14 protein-coding genes are annotated in these 17,816 nt (G+C 58.2%); 4 read left to right on the top strand and 10 right to left on the bottom strand.

The window, feature by feature from the left end:
- Positions 1–39 precede the first annotated feature (39 nt).
- Both nosZ and U3654_RS20045 read right to left on the bottom strand, forming a co-directional pair.
- Positions 40–1,980 carry a TAT-dependent nitrous-oxide reductase gene (gene nosZ / locus U3654_RS20050; RefSeq protein ID WP_324753290.1) on the bottom strand — a complete coding sequence of 647 codons (1,941 nt, stop codon included), beginning with the start codon at positions 1,978–1,980 and terminating at the stop codon, positions 40–42.
- Between the two features lie 11 nt (positions 1,981–1,991).
- The gene (locus U3654_RS20045; protein WP_324753289.1) at positions 1,992–4,196 is read right to left on the bottom strand and encodes a 4Fe-4S binding protein; all 2,205 of its coding nucleotides are present in this window, start codon (positions 4,194–4,196) and stop codon (positions 1,992–1,994) included.
- Positions 4,197–4,557: 361 nt separating this feature from the next.
- Between U3654_RS20045 and hemN the strand changes: the two genes are divergently transcribed.
- Positions 4,558–5,913, top strand: coding sequence for an oxygen-independent coproporphyrinogen III oxidase (gene hemN, locus U3654_RS20040; protein ID WP_324753288.1), 1,356 nt, complete (start codon positions 4,558–4,560; stop codon positions 5,911–5,913).
- A 65-nt stretch (positions 5,914–5,978) separates the two neighbouring features.
- On the opposite strand, the gene U3654_RS20035 is transcribed toward hemN, so the two are convergent.
- From U3654_RS20035 to U3654_RS20025, 3 genes are all read right to left on the bottom strand, one after another.
- Positions 5,979–9,029 carry an efflux RND transporter permease subunit gene (locus tag U3654_RS20035; RefSeq protein ID WP_324753287.1) on the bottom strand — a complete coding sequence of 1,017 codons (3,051 nt, stop codon included), beginning with the start codon at positions 9,027–9,029 and terminating at the stop codon, positions 5,979–5,981.
- Positions 9,030–9,041: 12 nt separating this feature from the next.
- Entirely contained in the window at positions 9,042–9,989 is a 948-nt protein-coding gene (locus U3654_RS20030) for an efflux RND transporter periplasmic adaptor subunit (protein ID WP_324753286.1), read from the bottom strand.
- Positions 9,990–10,081: 92 nt separating this feature from the next.
- Positions 10,082–10,537, bottom strand: coding sequence for a MarR family winged helix-turn-helix transcriptional regulator (locus U3654_RS20025; RefSeq protein WP_324753285.1), 456 nt, complete (start codon positions 10,535–10,537; stop codon positions 10,082–10,084).
- A gap of 531 nt (positions 10,538–11,068) precedes the next feature.
- Between U3654_RS20025 and U3654_RS20020 the strand changes: the two genes are divergently transcribed.
- Genes U3654_RS20020 through U3654_RS20010 form a run of 3 tightly spaced genes read left to right on the top strand, consistent with a single transcriptional unit; the run spans position 11,069 to position 13,234 of the window.
- The gene (locus tag U3654_RS20020; RefSeq protein WP_324753284.1) at positions 11,069–11,827 is read left to right on the top strand and encodes an amino acid ABC transporter substrate-binding protein; all 759 of its coding nucleotides are present in this window, start codon (positions 11,069–11,071) and stop codon (positions 11,825–11,827) included.
- A gap of 4 nt (positions 11,828–11,831) precedes the next feature.
- Entirely contained in the window at positions 11,832–12,506 is a 675-nt protein-coding gene (locus tag U3654_RS20015) for an amino acid ABC transporter permease (RefSeq protein WP_324753283.1), read from the top strand.
- Positions 12,503–13,234 (top strand): amino acid ABC transporter ATP-binding protein, encoded by a 732-nt coding sequence (locus tag U3654_RS20010; protein WP_324753282.1) that lies wholly within the window; start codon positions 12,503–12,505, stop codon positions 13,232–13,234. Before U3654_RS20015 ends, U3654_RS20010 begins: the two co-directional genes overlap by 4 nt.
- A 195-nt stretch (positions 13,235–13,429) precedes the next feature.
- Here U3654_RS20010 and U3654_RS20005 read toward each other — a convergent pair whose 3' ends face one another.
- The 5 genes from U3654_RS20005 to U3654_RS19985 all read right to left on the bottom strand — a co-directional run bounded on the left by U3654_RS20005 (position 13,430) and on the right by U3654_RS19985 (position 17,782).
- On the bottom strand, positions 13,430–14,638 hold the full coding sequence (locus tag U3654_RS20005; protein WP_324755340.1) for an NADH:flavin oxidoreductase/NADH oxidase family protein: 1,209 nt from the start codon (positions 14,636–14,638) through the stop codon (positions 13,430–13,432).
- 313 nt (positions 14,639–14,951) lie between these two features.
- Positions 14,952–15,455 (bottom strand): YidB family protein, encoded by a 504-nt coding sequence (locus U3654_RS20000; protein ID WP_324753281.1) that lies wholly within the window; start codon positions 15,453–15,455, stop codon positions 14,952–14,954.
- Positions 15,456–15,509: 54 nt separating this feature from the next.
- Positions 15,510–15,767 (bottom strand): GlsB/YeaQ/YmgE family stress response membrane protein, encoded by a 258-nt coding sequence (locus U3654_RS19995; protein ID WP_324753280.1) that lies wholly within the window; start codon positions 15,765–15,767, stop codon positions 15,510–15,512.
- 83 nt (positions 15,768–15,850) lie between these two features.
- Entirely contained in the window at positions 15,851–16,147 is a 297-nt protein-coding gene (locus tag U3654_RS19990) for a PRC-barrel domain-containing protein (protein WP_324753279.1), read from the bottom strand.
- Between the two features lie 690 nt (positions 16,148–16,837).
- The gene (locus U3654_RS19985; RefSeq protein WP_324753278.1) at positions 16,838–17,782 is read right to left on the bottom strand and encodes a YihY/virulence factor BrkB family protein; all 945 of its coding nucleotides are present in this window, start codon (positions 17,780–17,782) and stop codon (positions 16,838–16,840) included.
- Positions 17,783–17,816: the final 34 nt, after the last annotated feature.

Here is a 17,816-nt window from a genome sequence, read left to right as displayed (position 1 = left end):
GATTCAGTTTGCATCAGCTCGCCTTTGGCTCATTTTGCATCAGCTCGCCTTTGGCTCGACGAACATCCGGCCGCGCATCTCCATGTGGAGCGCGTGGCAGAACCACTGGCAATAATACCAGAAGACGCCCGGCTGCGCGGCGACGAACGTAACAGACGCGGTTGCCTGCGGTCCGAGCTCCATCGCGACGCCGTGGTTGCCCATCGTGAAACCGTGGGTCAAATCATCGATATCGTCGAGATTCGTGACGATAACGGTGACTTCGTTGCCCTGCTGCACCGTAAACTTCTCCAGCGAAAAGCTGGGCGCGTTGCTGGACATGTAGACGCGCACCTTGTTGCCGTCCCGGATGATCTCTTCCTGCCAGCCATCCAGATCAACGCCATCGGCCTCGGCCTGCTTGCGGGTGTCGGCCCACATCGGATCGTTGCGATCCCAGACCGATTTCGGGTTTACCTTGCTGGGGTCGACGAGGATCGCATCATGCGGTTCGGCAAAGGTCGGGCCGTCGTGGATCAACGTCATCTTGTCGCCGTCGATCGCAAACAGCTGTTCGTTCTCAGGCTTTAGTGGACCCACATTGAGGAACCGGTCCTTGGAGAACTTGTTCATCGTGAGGTAGTATTTCCCGCTCGCCTCCAGCGTCTCGCCCATGACGGTCGAGTTGTGGCCGGGCTGGTAATGCACGTCCTGCTTGGTGATGATCGGATCGACGTCCTCGCCGTTATAGAGCTGGATCGCCTTGTCGATGTTCCACTTGACCACCTGACTGTCCAGGAACAGCGTCGTGAACGCATTGCCCTCACCGTCAAAACAGGTGTGCAGCGGTCCAAGACCTAGCTCGGGTTCAGCCACCACAACGCTGCGCGGATCGGCATCCTCGTTGAACACCGCGTCCAGTTTACGCACGTCGATCACCGATACCGTCGGCGACAGTTTCCCGGCGATGCACAGGTGAATCTTGTCCGGTGCCATGTTGCAGCCATGCGGGTTATTCGGGATCGGGATATAGCGGGTATACTTTTTGTTCTGCCCTTTGCGCCCATCCAGAACCTTGACGCCGTTAAGCTCCTGAAAATCGCCCGCTTCAATACCCTTCTCAATCTCGGCAATGTTAAAGACGACGACGTGATCCATGTCGGCCTCGGTCATGTCCGCCAGGTTCATGCCCATTTCCGAGTTGTAGGACGTCGAAAAGGCGTATTTGCCTTCATAGTCGCAGTCAGTGTTGTCGAGGTTGCCTGACACCATGACCTGCCATGCGACGGTCATCTCGTCCGCATTCACCGCTGTGTAGAAGTTTACATACTTCTCCGGCTCATCCAGGATCGTGCCGTCATTGACCATCGGCACCTCGTCCTCGCCATTGCAGAAGACATAGTTTGTGCGTGGCCATTTTTGCGGACGTAGGCCGTGGATCGCCTTGGCGTTCGGGATTTCGATGATCTTGTCGCATTTCATGACATCACACCGTACACGGGCGACGCGAGTGTTGGCCTTGTCGTTCATGAACAGATAGCGACCGTCATATGTGCCTTCGGTAAAGGACATATGGGGATGGTGCAAATCCCCGTTCGGCGGGAACTCGTGGCCGTTGGCGGCCAGATACTCCTTGGTCTTGGGCAGCAGGCCCTCGGTCAGGATCTTCTTGGATTCGTTGGAAATGCCCCAGCCGGTGGCCGAGCAAGTGTTGAACACCGGAATACGCATCAACTCGCGCATCGAGGGGATGCCCAAGATCCGCATCTCGCCACACTGGCCCGAGGACCAGAAACCATAGTATTCGTCCAGTTGACCGGGACCGACTTCTGCTCCGGTCGCGGCGCGCGCGCTTGTGGTGCTGGCCAATGTCGCAGCTCCGACGGCGACGCCCCCGGTCAGCATTGCACGGGTGCCGAATGCACCGGCAAGTGCAGCCCCGCCAGCGGTCGCGCCAAGCAGGCTCCTGCGCGAAATCGGCAATTTTTTTCCGTCAGACATGGTATGTCCTTTCACGTTAACGTTTGAGTTTTGGGTTGGTTTGGGTGCCCTGAAATGTCGCGCGAAAGATCAGGGGCGGCACCGACTTTGGCGCGCCGTTTCATCTTCTTGATGACAACAGGGCATGTGGTTTCGGATTGGTACAGCACTTGGCAATGCAGGCAGTTGATGCATTCGTTAGGGTTGATTTCCCCGGTTGGATGTATGGCTTGTACCGGGCATTGATGGGCGCAAGTCTGGCATGGGTTCCCGCATTCATGATACCGTTTCAGCCAGTCAAACATGCGCAAGCGCGCCGGAATCGCCAGCGCCGCGCCAAGCGGGCAGAGATAGCGACAAAAGAACCGCTCAACGAACAAGCCCGCGACCAGCAGTGCACCAACATAGGCCACGAACGGCCATGCGCGCACAAAGTTGAGGATGATCGCGGTCTTGAATGGCTCAACCTCGGCCAGACGCTCGGCTTGCTCTATGCTAGTCAGGGACACACCAAAAAGGCCGAGGAAGATCATGTATTTCAGCGGCCACAAGCGTTCGTGCAGGCCCCAAGGCAACGTCCATTGCGGGATGCGCAGCGCCTTGGCCACGCGGTTCAATAGTTCCTGCAATGCGCCAAACGGACACAGCCAGCCACAATAGGCGCCGCGCCCCCAGAACAGCAGTGCCGCCGCCAGTGAAAACCAAAGGATAAAGGTCAGCGGGTCAAGCAGGAAGGCCTGCCAGCTGAACCCCGACACCAGCGAGCCAAACAGCGCCATCAGATTGACGACAGATAACTGAGCGTTGGCGTACCAGCCCAGATAAACCAGCGTGACCGTCAAAAAACCGATGCGGAACCAGAAAAATGTCCGCTCGTTGCGCGTCGCGAATGTCTGAAAGAAGAACACGCCGGTCAGCAGGGCCAGCATCACGCTCAGCACGCCGATCTCGGTTTTTTTGCCGACCCAGATGCGTTTCCATAGCGCCCGATGCGCGTCGGCCTCAGATTGCGATGTAACCTCTTTCACGGCAGCGGGCGCTTCTGACGGAGGCGGTGGCGCGATCGCGCGCAGGTATGGCTTTGGCAACTGGTAGCCGAGGTCGAATGTGGTAAAGACTTTCTCGATCGCTGCCACTTCACGCTGCACCAGAAGCTGAATGCGGAACGGCTCGGTCGGATCAAATCCGCTATCTGCCGGGATCTTGAAAAGGTCCGCTTCATTAAAGACAGGCGCGCCGTCGGCGGCAATGGTGTTGATCCTCTTGTGCATCCGGTCACGGAATCGCACCGACACATCGTGCTGAATCAGAACAATCCGGTCAAAGATACCACCCCTCACATAGCCGGACCCCTTAAAGGAATAGAGCCCCCGCCCAAAGACAGCGATGGCGTGATCGCCTTCCTCCAGCCAATCGTCCAGATTTGTAGAAACCGCATCGCCCAGCAGCGCGCGCGCGATTGCGGGATGCGACACCAAGGCAACCTGCATCTCGATGAATGTCGTTTCAGGTGCCTCCGTCAGGGCGCGTTTGGCGGCGCGGGGGTCGTCCATCGCAGCAAAGGCTGCGTTGACCTGACCCACATCCAACGACAGGCGGCGAAGAGTACCGTCGCCTTCCAGCGTCATCCAGTCCGGCGCGGCTTCGGCGTCAGGATCAATCTCGAACCGTGGTCCACCATCTGGTTGCTCTACGGCCAGACCGCCCAGTCCAAGCTGACGGGAAACCTTAAGTCCAGCGCGGATTATGGAATCGTCGATGACCATGATGGTCACTGTCGCGCCTGAAATAATATCCAGTTCGCGTGCGGTACTACCTGATTCAGCCTCGGCCACCAAGTCGAGGCCACGGTAGTTCGCCACCAGCGTCTTAACCTTTGAATCAGGGATTCCAATCAGGACGATCGGTTCGGAGTGTTTGACGAGCGCCACGCCGATGACCTGTGCGTCATCGTCGACGGCGACCATCGTGTGAATAGGCTTGCCCGAATATCCAGTGGTCGAAACATAGTCGGAGGTGACGAACGCCCAGCCAATTTGCTTTCCGTCTCTGAGGACCTGCACCGCGGGAAGGTCTTCGTGCGTCGCGCCAAACGCGTCGGCCCCCTCGACCAGATCACCAGCCTCTACATTGGGCAAGAGTTCGGAAAGGACCGACTGCGCTGCCACCGCAACGCCGCAAAACAGCATTGCCGTGACGAGAACCATGATTTTGGCCAGAGATCGAAGGATTGTCATGCGTCAGCGTCCTTTGACAAAAGGCGTCCCTGTTCAGCGGCGACTGCGTCACCGTCTGTCGCCGCAATGGCCAATGAACCGCATGTCATCAGCAGCAAACTGGGCGAAAGTGAAACCGCATTCTTCATGCCGCCGATCTGCCATTGATCTGCCCCTAGCTCTTTGACCTAGAACAAAGGTTGCTCATTAAGGCACTCGTCGTAGTCTGATCACGTGAATCTTAGACAAGCATGGCGCATTGACCTCATCTAACTGCCGGAAAGCCATTATTAAGCTAGGAAAGCAGGACCACGTCAGATGTCTTTTGTCTTATTTGACTTAGCGCAATGAGCAGCTCACCAAGACGTTCTATCGCTTCGATATGAGAAATTTCAATCAACTCACCCAGTTCGGATTGTTCGACACGCACGTGCCGCGCTACACAAGCTATCCAACAGCGCCCATCTTTTCCCAAGACGTGGGCCAGACGTTTCAAGTTGATGCGCTCAAGGCTTTGGATCCGGATGTTCCTGTTTCGCTGTACGTCCACATTCCGTTTTGTGAACGCCTTTGTTGGTTCTGCGCCTGTCGCACACAGGGTACCCGCACCCTTAGCCCGGTAGAGCATTATCTTGAATCCGTGAAACACGAACTTCAGATCTTGTCGGAGATAATTCCAAAACGTCTTAAAATGGGCCGGCTACACTGGGGTGGGGGAACGCCGACAATCCTGCCACCGGCGCTGATCCACGACCTTGCACGCGCGATAAAGCAGGCCGTACCTCCCGCCGATGAGTTTGAATTCTCGGTCGAGATTGATCCGACAATGGTCGACGACGCCAAGATCACAGCACTCGCGGCCGAGGGCATGAATCGTGCAAGCATTGGAACTCAGGACTTTTCGCCAAAGGTCCAAGCGGCCATCGGTCGAGAGCAGTCATACGAGTTGACTGCGCAGTGCGTCCGGTCGCTGCGCAATTCTGGAATCACATCGCTCAATACCGATCTCGTCTATGGGCTGCCCCATCAAACAGAGGATGCGATCACGCAAACCGTCGAAAAGGTCCTGACGCTGAACCCAGACCGTGTTGCGCTGTTTGGATATGCTCATGTGCCTCACATGGCGAAACGGCAGAAGCTGATTGATGAGGCGGCGCTGCCTGGCGACGTCGATCGATACCGGTTGTCGGTCCTTGCCACTGACCTCTTTTGCCAAGCTGGATACCAAGCGATTGGGATCGACCATTTTTCCAAGACAGGCGACAGTCTTGCTCAGGCGGCTAATGACGGCACCTTGAGGCGGAATTTTCAAGGATATACTACAGATACCTGCCCCACCCTAATAGGAGTGGGCGCGTCCTCCATCTCACGATTTAACGAAGGATATGTCCAGAATGCGGCTGCGACAGCCGCCTACATGCAGCGTATCGAAGCAGGAAACCTCGCCGGGTATCGCGGCCACATCCTAAGCCCTGACGACAAGCTACGTGCGCGCGCCATCGAAATGCTGATGTGTAGTTTCGCGATTGATGTTGGTGCGTTGTTCGAAGGTTTCGGCGACTTTTCCAAAGAACTCGAACCGATCCATGAGCAGGTTCTGACTGCGTTCGACGGCTTCGTAGTCCGCACCGCAACCGGAATCGAAATCCTTCCGGAAGGTCGGCCATTGGCGCGGATAGTCGCGCAACATTACGACCGATATGCCGACGTATCTGCCATATATTCAAAAGCCGTCTGAGGGTGAGCAGCGGCCGCACTGCCCTCCGGTAACTGGCCTCTAGGCCGATATGTCAAAGGCGTGCCTCAGGCAGGCTCAGCAACCGGGCGCCGCCGCGACTCCGAGCGGGCGAATAGCACATAGTAAAACACCGGGGCCGCGATCAGTGTCAGCACGCTGGCAAAGGCGAGTCCGCCCATGATCGTCACCGCCATCGACACGAAAAAGGCGTCACCCAGTAGCGGCAGCATCCCCAGGATCGTCGTTGCCGCCGCCAGCACTACGGGCCGCAGGCGCGACACGCAGGCCGTCACGATTGCCTCGCGCAGCTCCAGCCCCTCGGCGCGGACAAGGTCGATCTCTTCGACCAGAACGATGCCGTTCTTGATCAGCATCCCTGACAGCGAAAGCAGGCCCAGAAGTGCCGTGAACGTAAAGGGCAGCCCAGTTGCGAGCAGTCCGATTGCCACGCCATTCACCGACATCGGCACGAGAAGCCAGATGATGATCGGCTGCTTGATCGCGTTGAATAGCAGGACTGAAATGACCACCATCACCAAAAGGCTGAGCGGCAACTGCCCGTTCAGGCTTTTCTGGGCGTCCGACGAACTTTCGAATTCGCCGCCCCAGTCCAGCGTGTAGCCCACCGGTACCTCCACGGCCTCGACAGCGGCGCGGACCTGGCCGAACACTTCGGCCGCCGTGCGCTCGGGCGGGATGTCCGCACCAACCGTCAGCGTCGCGACGCGGTCGCGGCGATGAAAGAGCGTATCTTGCACCTCGTATGTCAGGCCGTCGATCACTTGTTCGATCGGCAGGAAATGCTGCCCGGTTTCTGACCAGACCGGCTGGTCCCGCAGATCGCTGGTGGCGTCGCGTGGCAGCCGGACAGTGATCGGGATCAGACGCTCATCCTCGCGATAGACGCCGCCCGCGATGCCATCGGTGGCAAAGCGCAGCGTGTTGGCCACATCTTCGCGGCTGATGCCCGCGCTTTGGGCGCGGTCGGTCGCATAGATGGGCCGCAGGACCAGCTCTGGCTCGCGCCAGTTGGTGCGGGCGTCGAGAATATCGGGCGATGCGCCTTCCATCGCGTCGATCACCTGCTCGCCCAGCGCACGCAGCACTACAGGATCAGGCCCCGAAACGCGCATCTCGATCGGATCGCCGCCGCCCGGCCCAAAGACCAGCCGCCGAGTGCGAAACTCGCCTTGCGGCAACGCCTCGCGCCCAAAGGCTTCCAGTTCGGCGCTTAGGGCCGGGATCGTATCGATACCTTCGGTGCGAATAATCATATGGCCATAGCTGGGGTTCGGCTTTTCGGCGGCATAGGTCAGCATGAAGCGTGACGCGCCCTGACCGGCATACGAGGTGTAAGAGACCACATCGTCACGCTTTGACAGCCAGTTCTCGATTACTGCCAGATCCCCAGATGTCTCATGAATCGTGCTGCCTTGAGGCAGCTTGTAATGCACAAAGAACAGCGGCGTGTTGGAGTTGGGAAAGAACTGTTGCCGGATCTGCCCGAAGCCTGCAAAGCAAACGACAGTAATTGCGATCAGCGCCCCGATTACCAGCCAACGCGCCTTGATCGCGCTGCGCAAGGTCGCGGCGTATGCGCGAAACATCGGCCCATCATAAGCCCCAGCGCCGCCAGCCGTGCCGCGCTTAAAGAAATAGTGACCCAAAAGCGGTGTCACCGTGATCGCCAGCACCCAGCTCAGCAACAGCGAGATGCCGATGACCGCGAAAAGCGAGAATAGAAATTCGCCTGTGGCATCAGGACTAAGGCCGATGCCTGCAAAGGCCATGATACCGATCACAGTGGCGCCCAGCAGCGGGATCTGCGTTTTTCCCGCCGTCTCGCTAGCGGCCTGCCGCGAGGATTGACCGCCCCGCATTGCGATTTGCATGCCCTCGGCAACCACAATCGCGTTGTCCACCAGCATCCCCATAGCGATGATCAGCGCCCCGAGCGAGATGCGCTCCATCTCAATGGCGAAGACCGCCATGAAAAACAATGTGCCAACCACAGTCAGCAGCAGCGTGGCGCCAACGACGACCGAGGCGCGCCAACCCATGAACAGCGCCAGAACCGCGACGACGATGCCGACAGACATGGCGAGGTTCACCAGAAAGGCGTTCGAGGCCTCTTCGACCACGACGTGCTGCTGATAGATCGGGCTCAGTTCGACGCCGTGGGGGATTTCGGTAAACAGCTCGGCCAGCCGTGCATCGACGCGTTGCCCAACCTCGACGATATTTTCGGAGGCAAGTCCCGCGACACCAAAGCTGAACGCCTCCGCCCCGTCATGGCGCAGAATTAGCGAGGGCTGCTCGACCCGGCCGCGATGCACTTGCGCGACGTCATAGAGATTCAAAAGATCGCCAGCGACCCCAATTGAAAGGCCGGAAATCTCGGAAACACTGTCCGACCCCTTTGGCCCTTCGATAAGCGTGCGCCGACCAGCGCCTTGGACCGAGCCTGCTGGGGATTCGGAGTTTGCCGATGCCAGCGCGTTCACGACGGCCTGCGGCGGCACATTTTTTGCGACTGAGATCGCCAGCTCGGGCTCGACAAATATCGCTTCTTCGGGAAGCCCTGCCAGGTCGACATCCGCCACACCCTCGACTGCAAGAAGCTCGCGCCGGAGCCATGTGGCTAGGCGGTGGATCTCGGAATCCGAATAGCCCAGCGCAGTGACAGCGTAGTAAAGGCCGAATACATCACCAAAGCCGTCATTGACCCGCGGGGCACCGACACCTGGTGGCAGATCATTCACGGCATCGCGAATCTTGGCGCGTAATTTCGTCCAGATTTCAGGCAGCTTGTTGCCATCATAGGTCGATTTCACCTCGACCTCGATCATGGACCGGCCCGGCTGGTTCACCGATGTAATTGTGTCGATTTCGCCCATCTGCTGGATCGCAGATTCAAGCGGCTCCGACACCTCACGCGCAACCTGTTCGGCCGACGCGCCGGGATAGGCGGTGACGATCACAGCCTGCTTGATGGTAAATGCCGGATCCTCCAGACGGCCCAGAGAGGAAAACCCCCAAAGACCCCCGAACAGACAGCCGAGGATCAGAATCCAAGTCAGGATCGGCTTCTCGATCGAAGCGCGTGCGATGTTCATCTGTCGGGTTCCTTACTTCGGAAAGCCGGTAAAGCGGCGCACCACCTGGCCATCAACCAGCGCGCTCGCGCCTGCGGCAACGATCTGTTCGCCCGGTGTCAGGCCGTCCGTCACCAGAAAACTGCCATCGTCGGCGACATCAAGTTCGACGGACCGCGTGCTCACACGGGCATCTGTATCCGTCTCTTCGTAAACCATGACCGATACCGTTCCATCCGGCGCGGGCACCAGCGCCGAGGCGGGCACCGCCAGCCCACCTACGCTGTCCAGCTGCCTTGCCGAGACCGTGACGGAAGAGCCGGGCAATACGTTGGGCGCGGCGTCGGCATCGAAGGCCAAGGTGAACTTGAACGTCTGACCGACAAGGCTGGCATCCGAGGTGAATTCGCGGATCTCAAGCGGATATGTCGTGGGGTTGCCGGGAAATCTTGCATGGATTTCGACATTCGGGTCCCGGCCAGCGCGCTGAAAGAGGATCTCGGGCACTTCAACTTCGATGCGCAATTCCGACATGTCATGCAGCCGTGCAACCGGGGTTCCCGGTGCGGCCGTAGTAAAATTGGCAACCAGCCGCTCGGCCACCAGCGCCTCAAAAGGTGCCGTTAACGTGGCCTGTGACAGCTCGCGCTCTGCCTCTCTCAGGGCAACTGACGCCAGTCCTTCTGCGGTGCGCGCATCGTCCTGTGCGGCCTGACTGACCGACGCACTGCTGAGGCGTGACAGCCGGTCAAGATCGCGCGCGGCTTGCGCTTGGCGCAGGCGTGCCTGTTCAAGCGCTAGCTCAAAAGGCTCGGGGTCGAGCCGTGCGACCAATGCCCCGGCTGGTACAGTCTGCCCCTCCACCAGCGGGAATTCGATCAGTTGACCGCCGGTTTGAAAGGCCAGATCTACCGTCTGGCGCGCGACCACTTGGCCATAAAATTCGCGGGTCAGTCCGACCTCCGATCGACCTACCGTCACCACCTTGACCGGCCGGGCCGCCGGCTCCGTAGCCGATGCTGTTAGCGGAGAGATTGAAACTGCAAGAAGCAGCGCACACGCAGCTAGACGGGTCAAAACGGCAATCCTTTTGGCAGGCCACCGGTCATGATGTGGTCACGAATCCGAAGCATTAACGCACCGAACACCTTGAGGTCGGCCTCCGGCAGGCCAGTTGCGTCTCGCAAGGCAATCTCTATCCGGTCGAGCAGATCACGCCGCGCGGTGCGACCTTTTTCAGTCAACTCAAGCAGCCAGGCACGGCGATCATCTGGATCACGATTGCGCGCCACCAGCCCTTTTTCTTCCAGCCCGTCCGCCAGCACCGTCAGCGTCGAGGGCAGTGTATGCATGATCCGCGCAAGATCTCCCATCCGGCGTGGCCTGGACAATCGCATCAGGAACAGACGCTCCTGCTTGGACAGGTCGGGGCCGGAGCAATCGAGCTTGTCGTGAAGAGACCAATAAAGGATGGCGATGCTCAGCATCACCTCGCCACGCGTAAAATCAATATCGTCCACAACTGTCATGACCTGATCCATTCACCGAGAGGTTCAGACGTCATATGCTTCACAATATGAAATATTCAAGACGACAATTATTTGATTTCATTCACTCACGGTTTTCTGAGCAGGCGGATCGCCGCGCGCGAGGCTGATCTCGTCGCTGCAACACCGAAAGACAAGTTCAGTTCCGCCTTTCAGATGCGAACGATCAAGAGGTTGCCGCTGCGACCGTCAAGGCCGCAGTATCCGGGTGCGGCCGCCTGTAGATACGCTGATCCTCGCTGTAGGCAATCAGCCCAGAACCAGCTGCCAACTCGCCTACCTTTTCGTCTGGAAACGGGCGAGGTTCAAAAGATCAGCTGGAATGGTAGATTCGCTCGACCTCCGCAGACCTAGATCGAACGCAGCCTCAAACGTTGTCCCGTTGAAAGTGCTGACACTGGAACAACGTTCTGCCCCGTAAATCCACTTGGCCCCTGTTGGACCTTTCGCGCCCCGACGCGTTGTAGGTGCAGGTGCAGGTGTTAGATCCGCAGCTAATGATTGGAGACTGATATGAAAAAGCTACTCGCGACGGCAGCCCTCGCGCTGACCCTCACCGCGCCTCTGGGCACCGCGCAGGCCGAAACGTGGGATGTCGGCATGTCTGGCGGTTACTTCCCTTTCACCTTCGTGAAATTGGACAAACTTCAGGGTTTCGAGGTGGATTTCATCAATGCGCTCGCAGCCGAGACTGGGAATGATGTAAATTTCGTCACCATGTCCTTTTCCGGGCTGGTCGGCGCGCTGGAATCAGAGCGTATCGACACCATCGCCAATCAGATCACCATCACACCCGAACGCGAGGCCAAGTTCGCTTTTTCGCAGCCTTACGTCTTTGATGGCGCGCAGGTGGTCGTCAAAAAGGGCAACGAGGCGACAATCCAAAGCACCGACGATCTGAGCGGCAAGACCGTCGCCGTCAACCTCGGCTCAAACTTCGAAGAGTTGCTGAATGGTCTGCCCAATGCAGGCGAGATCGACATTAAGACCTACGAGAGCAACATCGCTCAGGATACTGCGCTGGGGCGCGTTGATGCCTTTGTCATGGACCGCGTATCGTCGGCGCAGCTAATCCAAGAAAGCCCACTGCCGCTGGCATTGGCTGGCAAGCCGTTCAGCCAGATCCGCAATGCGCTGCCCTTCCGCGACACCGATGAGGGGCGCGCCCTGCGTGATGAGATCAACACCGCGATCACCACGCTCAAGGAAAACGGCACGCTGGCTGAGATTTCGCAGAAATGGTTTGGTTCCGACATAACCACGGCGGAGTGACCTGATGCGCGGGCTTAACGTCGAATACATGCTGGACCTTTTGCCCGTGCTTTTGGGCTATGTGCCGCTGACGCTGTTCATGGCGGTGGTGGGGATGGCCTGTGCGCTGATCCTCGCCGCTCTCATGGCTGTCGAGCGGGTGGCCAAGGTGCCAGTGCTCGACGTCTTTGTGCGTCTTTTCATCAGCTTCTTTCGGGGCACGCCGCTGCTCGTGCAGCTATTCCTGTTCTATTTTGGCCTGCCCCAGATGTTGTCGTTTCTGACCACGATCAATGGTGTGACCGCGACAATCATGGGTCTGACGCTACATTTTTCTGCCTATATGGCCGAGAGTATCCGCGCCGCAATCCTCGGCGTTGATCGCGCCCAGTGGGAGGCGAGCCGCGCAGTCGGAATGACGCAGGCGCAAATGATGCGGCGCATCATACTGCCGCAAGCCTCACGCGTGGCCGCACCGACGTTGATCAACTACTTTATCGACATGGTCAAAAGCACGTCGCTGGCCTTTACCCTCGGCGTGACCGAACTGATGGGCGCCGCGCAAAAGGAGGCGGCCGGCAGTTTTCTTTACTTCGAGGCGTTTCTCGTCGTGGCGGCGATCTATTGGATCATGGTCGAGGCTCTGTCTTGGTGTCAGCGGCGACTTGAGACCTATCTGAACAAGGCACATGCCCGATGATTTCCATTCAGAACCTCAACAAGAGCTTTGGCACGACGCCGGTTCTTCAGGACATATCGCTGGATATAGCGCCGGGCGAGCGGGTGGTGGTGATCGGCCCCTCTGGCACTGGCAAGTCCACGCTGCTGCGCTGTTTGAATTTTCTCGACACACCCGATAGCGGGAAAATCACCATTGGCGATTTAACGGTCGATGCTGCGCACGCATCCAAGGCCGATATTTTGGGCCTCCGGCGGCGCACCGGGTTCGTCTTTCAGAATTACGCACTGTTTGCAAACAAGACGGCGCGCCAAAACATCACCGAGGCGCTGGTGACGGTCAAGAGCATGAGCCGCGCCGACGCGGACGCGCGGGCGAACACGATCTTGCGCGAGACAGGGTTGGAGGCGCGGGCTGATGCGTACCCTGCATCCCTCTCCGGCGGGCAACAGCAGCGCGTCGGCATCGGACGCGCAATGGCACTGGACGCCGATTTGCTGCTCTTCGACGAGCCAACCAGCGCGCTTGACCCTGAATGGGTGGGCGAGGTTCTGGACCTCATGCGCAAGCTGGCCGAGACGCGCCAAACCATGCTGATCGTTACCCACGAGATGCAATTCGCGCGAGAGATCGCTGATCGCATCCTTTTCATGGATGGCGGACGCATCGTAGAAGAGGGCCCACCCGCTGAATTACTGGATGCACCACGCGATCCGCGCACCAAGGCGTTCCTACGCCGCGTGGGCTAAGGGGAAAGAATGTGGTAGCTTGCTGGGTGCTGCAGGCACGAGCAGCGCCTGAGCCACGGCCACCAATTTGAACTGAATCCAATATACGGCATTGACGTCGTTGGCGTTCTTGTCCCGGCAACAGGGGTGGTGGGGGCGGTATTCAACCGCAGCGCGGCTGGTGTGGGCTTACCGCAGCTTGGCCCGCGAACCAAGTCATGCTCGAAAACGGGTGTTCCATACGGAAATACGATCGCTGTCACGCTGTTCGTATTCCTTGATCGCCGCCTCTAATGCCGTTGCATCTGCTGGCGTCCGGTCCTCACCAAGCTCCGTCAGTCGCAACGTATACCACGCCGTGACCCCGCCTTCGGGTGGGTCCTGAAACCTTGGAAAGACAGGGTTGTCGGCCTCGCCAGATTGCCATCCATTCGGAAGGGCTGGTTCAAGAGCCAGTGCGCGGGCGAGGCCGACCATATCGACGACCCCTTGGGCGACCGCGTCCACCGCCTGCTGCAAGGTCTTGAACCCGCCGGTCAGCATCAAAGGCTTGCGCGTCAGGGGCCGGGCACGTTCTGCAAAATCCATGAAATACGGCCCACCGCGCGTATTGTCGGTCGCGGATCGCGCACCGGGGAAATATGTTCCACCGCTAATGTCGATCAGGTCGATTCCTGTGCCGTCCAGTGCCGCAACAACGGCTAGCGCATCGCCTGACTCAAGGCCCCCTTCCAACTGATCGGTCGCATTCAGCTTGATGGCGACCGGAAAACCGGGGCCGACAGCGCCGCGCACCTCATCGACAACCTCCAGCAATAGCCGCATCCGGTTCGCTATGGAGCCGCCATATGCGTCATCCCGCCTGTTGAACAAAGGCGAGAAAAACTGACTCAGCAGAAACCCGTGGGCAGCGTGTATCTGCACCCCGCCGAACCCAAGCCTCTTCGCGAGGCGCGCTGTTCGGGCAAATTCGGACGGCAACGCGCATATTTCATCACGGGTCAAGGCGGCACAGGTCAGGCCGGGAATGTCGAGCGCGCTGGGACCTTTGGGAGTGCTGATGGGGGGATGCGCCATCGCACCTGCATGACCCAGCTGAAGCCAGAGTTGTGCGCCATCGGCAGCCCCTCTGCGGGCGAGGGTTTCAAACATGCTCAGATCGGAATCCGGCGCCAAGACCAAATTTCCCGGCTTTTCTGCGAAATTCGGATTGCCCTGGACCTCGCCGATGATCGACACGGCCACCCCACCTTCCGCCCAGCGTTCATACAGTCGGATTTGGGCATCCGTTGGATTGCCGCGCCCGTCGCCCAAGGAATCAGACATCGCCGACTTGGCAATCCTGTTTTTCAAGACTGCCCCGCATGGCAGTTCGATTGGTTGAAATAGAGCCGAATTATTCTGGTTTTCCACGACAGCACCCATAAACGTAAAGGCTTGCATTCACGACACCCGGTTAGCCGAATTCAGCCTGGACGTTTTTTGCCATGCGCATCCTTGTCGTCGGGCGCTCACCTCGCTGTCGACACCGGCTCAGGCGGGCCGCAATGACGACGGCGCAATCCGGCAGAGGATGTCAGGACTACTCAGAAGTAGGCACCGCCCGGCATTGAAGCCGGGCGATGCATATGCCGCTTTAAATGGGTCGCATGACAATGTGCACGGTGGTGATGCCGTTCGATCCGATCATGTCGGTTTGGACAGTATGGGCCGTAGCGGCATTGACCCCCGAACTATGCTATGTGCGCTGCGGAGGCAGCCGTCCTTCGGGGGTGTAGTGATCCACCGCTTTGGGAAGGTCCCGCGACAAGCGTGAGAGTATTTCTTCCCGCGACAGGCCCGTATGCTCGGACAACTCGGCAAGCGTCTCAGCGCCCAGAGTTTGCTCAAGATCTTGGGTTGAAACGTCACGATTGGGTCCAGTCCCGACCCAAGACTCCACTGTTTCGGAACGCCCGCTCTGGCGGAAGCGATCAGTCAATTCAGACAATCCGCCACCGAGCAGTCGGTCAAGCCCAGATGCGTCGAGAAATCCGCCAAGAAGCTCTTCCAATCCGGACGCCTTGGAAGAATCCTCGCCGGATGAGCTGCTGCCCAAATCTTGCGGAGCTGCGCCCGGCGAAGTTTTATCTGAACCAGCGCGGTTCGACAGCATTTCCGAGATTTTGTCCCGGTTCTGATAACCCGCAACTGCTAACAAACCTAGCAGCGCGGTCATCGACGGAAATCCACGTCGTGCCATAATAGTAATCCTTTCTTTGAGAGGCGCGATGGCCCGTTTTCATTAAATTCGGCGTCAGGAGTTTCCGCGTTTTACAACCGCACCCCAGATTAGCAGGACTATAACAGCGCCGATAATCGCGCCAATAAATCCCGCGCCGTCACCCGCACTATACCAGCCGATAGCCTGCCCAAGCCAAGTCGCGACGAAGGCGCCTACGATGCCCAGAATGGTGGTCAGAATGAAACCGGATGGCTCGTTGTCACCGGGAGTGACGAACTTTGCAATCACTCCGGCGATGAATCCGATCAATATGGTCCAGATAAAACCCATCGTGTTTCTCCAATAAAAAATGCCGATAAGGGGCCATTTTTGAAACGGCCCCCGACCTTAGTGTTGGCGAAATTCACAAGCGCTCAATGCTTGTGCTCGGGCAGGTCTTTCAACTGATCTTTCGTCATGCTTGTCGTTGCATGAACCTTACCATTTTCGTCGCGCATGAAGTTCAGGCTTGAGACTGGCAAAGCCACTGGCTTGGCGCCCAAGCCGAGAAATCCGCCTACATCCAGTACGGCCTCTGCGGTCTGGCCCGTGCCATGAAAGTGGGAAACGTCGCCGATATGGCTATCGTTCGGTCCATATACATTTGCGCCTTCCACTGTCGAAGAGTTCAGTTCATCTGCGCGGAGGGGGGTATGTTTCGAGTGATCCATTGTGCTACCTCGTTTAGGTTAAAGTTTTTGATGATTACTAAACTACTTCTCAGCGCCCGAGTTCCGCTCCGACTAATGATCGTGCCATTATGGGCGAAATGCCGCGCAATCAAAGTGCAGGACATAGTTCGATTTCCGCCCTGCCGTCGTCGCCTCACTATTTAAAGCGAGATCGAGAATCTTGTGCCTGATGGGAATACTGTTTCATAACTCGGCTGATAGTGGGCACTCCCCCTTTTCCCCATGCGAACTTATCCCAAGACCTGTGTTGCGGGTGTGCGAAGTGCGATGTGCCTTTCATGGCCGCGATGGAAAATTGAAACTCAGGTGATTAAGTTGTCGAAGTTCCGCGTTGTGAGTCGCTGACCAATCAGTTTCACGCAATGCGTCCGATGCCCGGCAGTGGTTTGCCGACAAACCGCGAGAGGGATTATCTCGACGTGGCTTCGGCGGTGGGCGCCGGTTGCCTCTATCAGTAAGCGAGATCCGCAATTTTGCCTGCATGACCCAGGTCAGAAGTAAGTTCTTCGACATTCATAGCTTATCGGCACACTAGCGCATGTCCTTGGCTACCAGATCACCCGCATCAAAGATGCCGTTGGCGCCGAACTGACCCCGACATTACGCTCAGCTTGCACGCCTATTTATAGTTCTAATACCAAGGTTTCCCCCTCAGCCTGTGCCAAGCATCTACCCTTTTTGCGCCCCCAGCCTGTCCGCTTTTTCAGCGCCGCGCTGGCCCATCGGCTCATCATGCCCGACGGTTGTATCATGCCGCGTCTGGGCCTCCATCTCGGCGTTCAGCTCGGCGCCCATGAGGACAATATAGGCCGAGATCCACAGCCACATGAGCAACACGATCACACCGGCAAGTGAGCCAAAACTCTCGTTATATGATCCAAAATTCTTGACGTAGACAGCAAACCCAACAGAGGCGACCAGCCAGATGATGCAGGCGATGATCGAACCGGGAGAGGCCCACTTCCACTCGGCACGGTCGCGATCAGGGCCAAACCGGTAAAGGCAGGCCAGTGCGACGGCAACCAGAACCAGCATGAGTAGCCAGCTTGCCGCGGTAACGATGATCTCGACCACGGGCCCAAGCTGAACAAAGGATAGCGCCGCGGGCACGGCCATCATCAATCCTATCGCCAACAGAACACCGATCATCAGGCCGATGGTCAGACCGAACGTGATGACCTTCAGCCAAATAAATCCCCGATCCTCCTCCTCGTCATATGCGACATTCAGCCCCTCGATCAGACTGCCGATCCCTTTGGACGCAGAATATAGTGCCAGCACAATGCCAAGAACGGCAGCAAGGCCCAGCCCTCCCTGACGCGACCCTGCGACATCCTTGGCCTGAGACAGAATAATTGAGGCCACTTCCTCGGGCATGATCGAGGTCAACGTCTGCAACTCGTCAACGATCTGCGTCGGCTCAACCAGGAGGCCGCCGATCGCCAAAAGAGCGGTCAACGCGGGGAAAATCGCCAGAAGCGCATAGAAGGCGACACCAGCAGCGATGAGGCCAACATGATCCGCCGCCATCTCGTCCTTGACGCGCAGCGCAATGTCCTTCCACCCCTTGGCCGGAAGGTCTGTCGGTTTTTCGGCATGACGTCCTCGGCTCATCAGGGCACTCCTTGGATTGATCTCTGCAATCGAT

Source organism: Roseovarius sp. Pro17, from assembly GCF_035599575.1.
In the GTDB taxonomy this organism is placed as follows: Bacteria; Pseudomonadota; Alphaproteobacteria; order Rhodobacterales; family Rhodobacteraceae; genus Roseovarius.
Note: the sequence above shows the minus strand (reverse complement) of the source record. Positions and strands in the feature narration are given on the sequence as shown.

What these genes read in the sequence shown, in the direction of transcription:
- U3654_RS19990 (WP_324753279.1), bottom strand. Translation starts at nt 16,147, where the DNA reads ATGGATCACTCGAAACATACCCCCCTCCGCGCAGATGAACTGAACTCT.
- U3654_RS19985 (WP_324753278.1), bottom strand. Translation starts at nt 17,782, where the DNA reads ATGAGCCGAGGACGTCATGCCGAAAAACCGACAGACCTTCCGGCCAAG.
- U3654_RS19995 (WP_324753280.1), bottom strand. Translation starts at nt 15,767, where the DNA reads ATGGGTTTTATCTGGACCATATTGATCGGATTCATCGCCGGAGTGATT.
- U3654_RS20025 (WP_324753285.1), bottom strand. Translation starts at nt 10,537, where the DNA reads ATGACAGTTGTGGACGATATTGATTTTACGCGTGGCGAGGTGATGCTG.
- nosZ (WP_324753290.1), bottom strand. Translation starts at nt 1,980, where the DNA reads ATGTCTGACGGAAAAAAATTGCCGATTTCGCGCAGGAGCCTGCTTGGC.
- U3654_RS20045 (WP_324753289.1), bottom strand. Translation starts at nt 4,196, where the DNA reads ATGACAATCCTTCGATCTCTGGCCAAAATCATGGTTCTCGTCACGGCA.
- U3654_RS20005 (WP_324755340.1), bottom strand. Translation starts at nt 14,638, where the DNA reads ATGGGTGCTGTCGTGGAAAACCAGAATAATTCGGCTCTATTTCAACCA.
- hemN (WP_324753288.1), top strand. Translation starts at nt 4,558, where the DNA reads ATGAGAAATTTCAATCAACTCACCCAGTTCGGATTGTTCGACACGCAC.
- U3654_RS20015 (WP_324753283.1), top strand. Translation starts at nt 11,832, where the DNA reads ATGCGCGGGCTTAACGTCGAATACATGCTGGACCTTTTGCCCGTGCTT.
- U3654_RS20035 (WP_324753287.1), bottom strand. Translation starts at nt 9,029, where the DNA reads ATGAACATCGCACGCGCTTCGATCGAGAAGCCGATCCTGACTTGGATT.
- U3654_RS20020 (WP_324753284.1), top strand. Translation starts at nt 11,069, where the DNA reads ATGAAAAAGCTACTCGCGACGGCAGCCCTCGCGCTGACCCTCACCGCG.
- U3654_RS20000 (WP_324753281.1), bottom strand. Translation starts at nt 15,455, where the DNA reads ATGGCACGACGTGGATTTCCGTCGATGACCGCGCTGCTAGGTTTGTTA.
- U3654_RS20010 (WP_324753282.1), top strand. Translation starts at nt 12,503, where the DNA reads ATGATTTCCATTCAGAACCTCAACAAGAGCTTTGGCACGACGCCGGTT.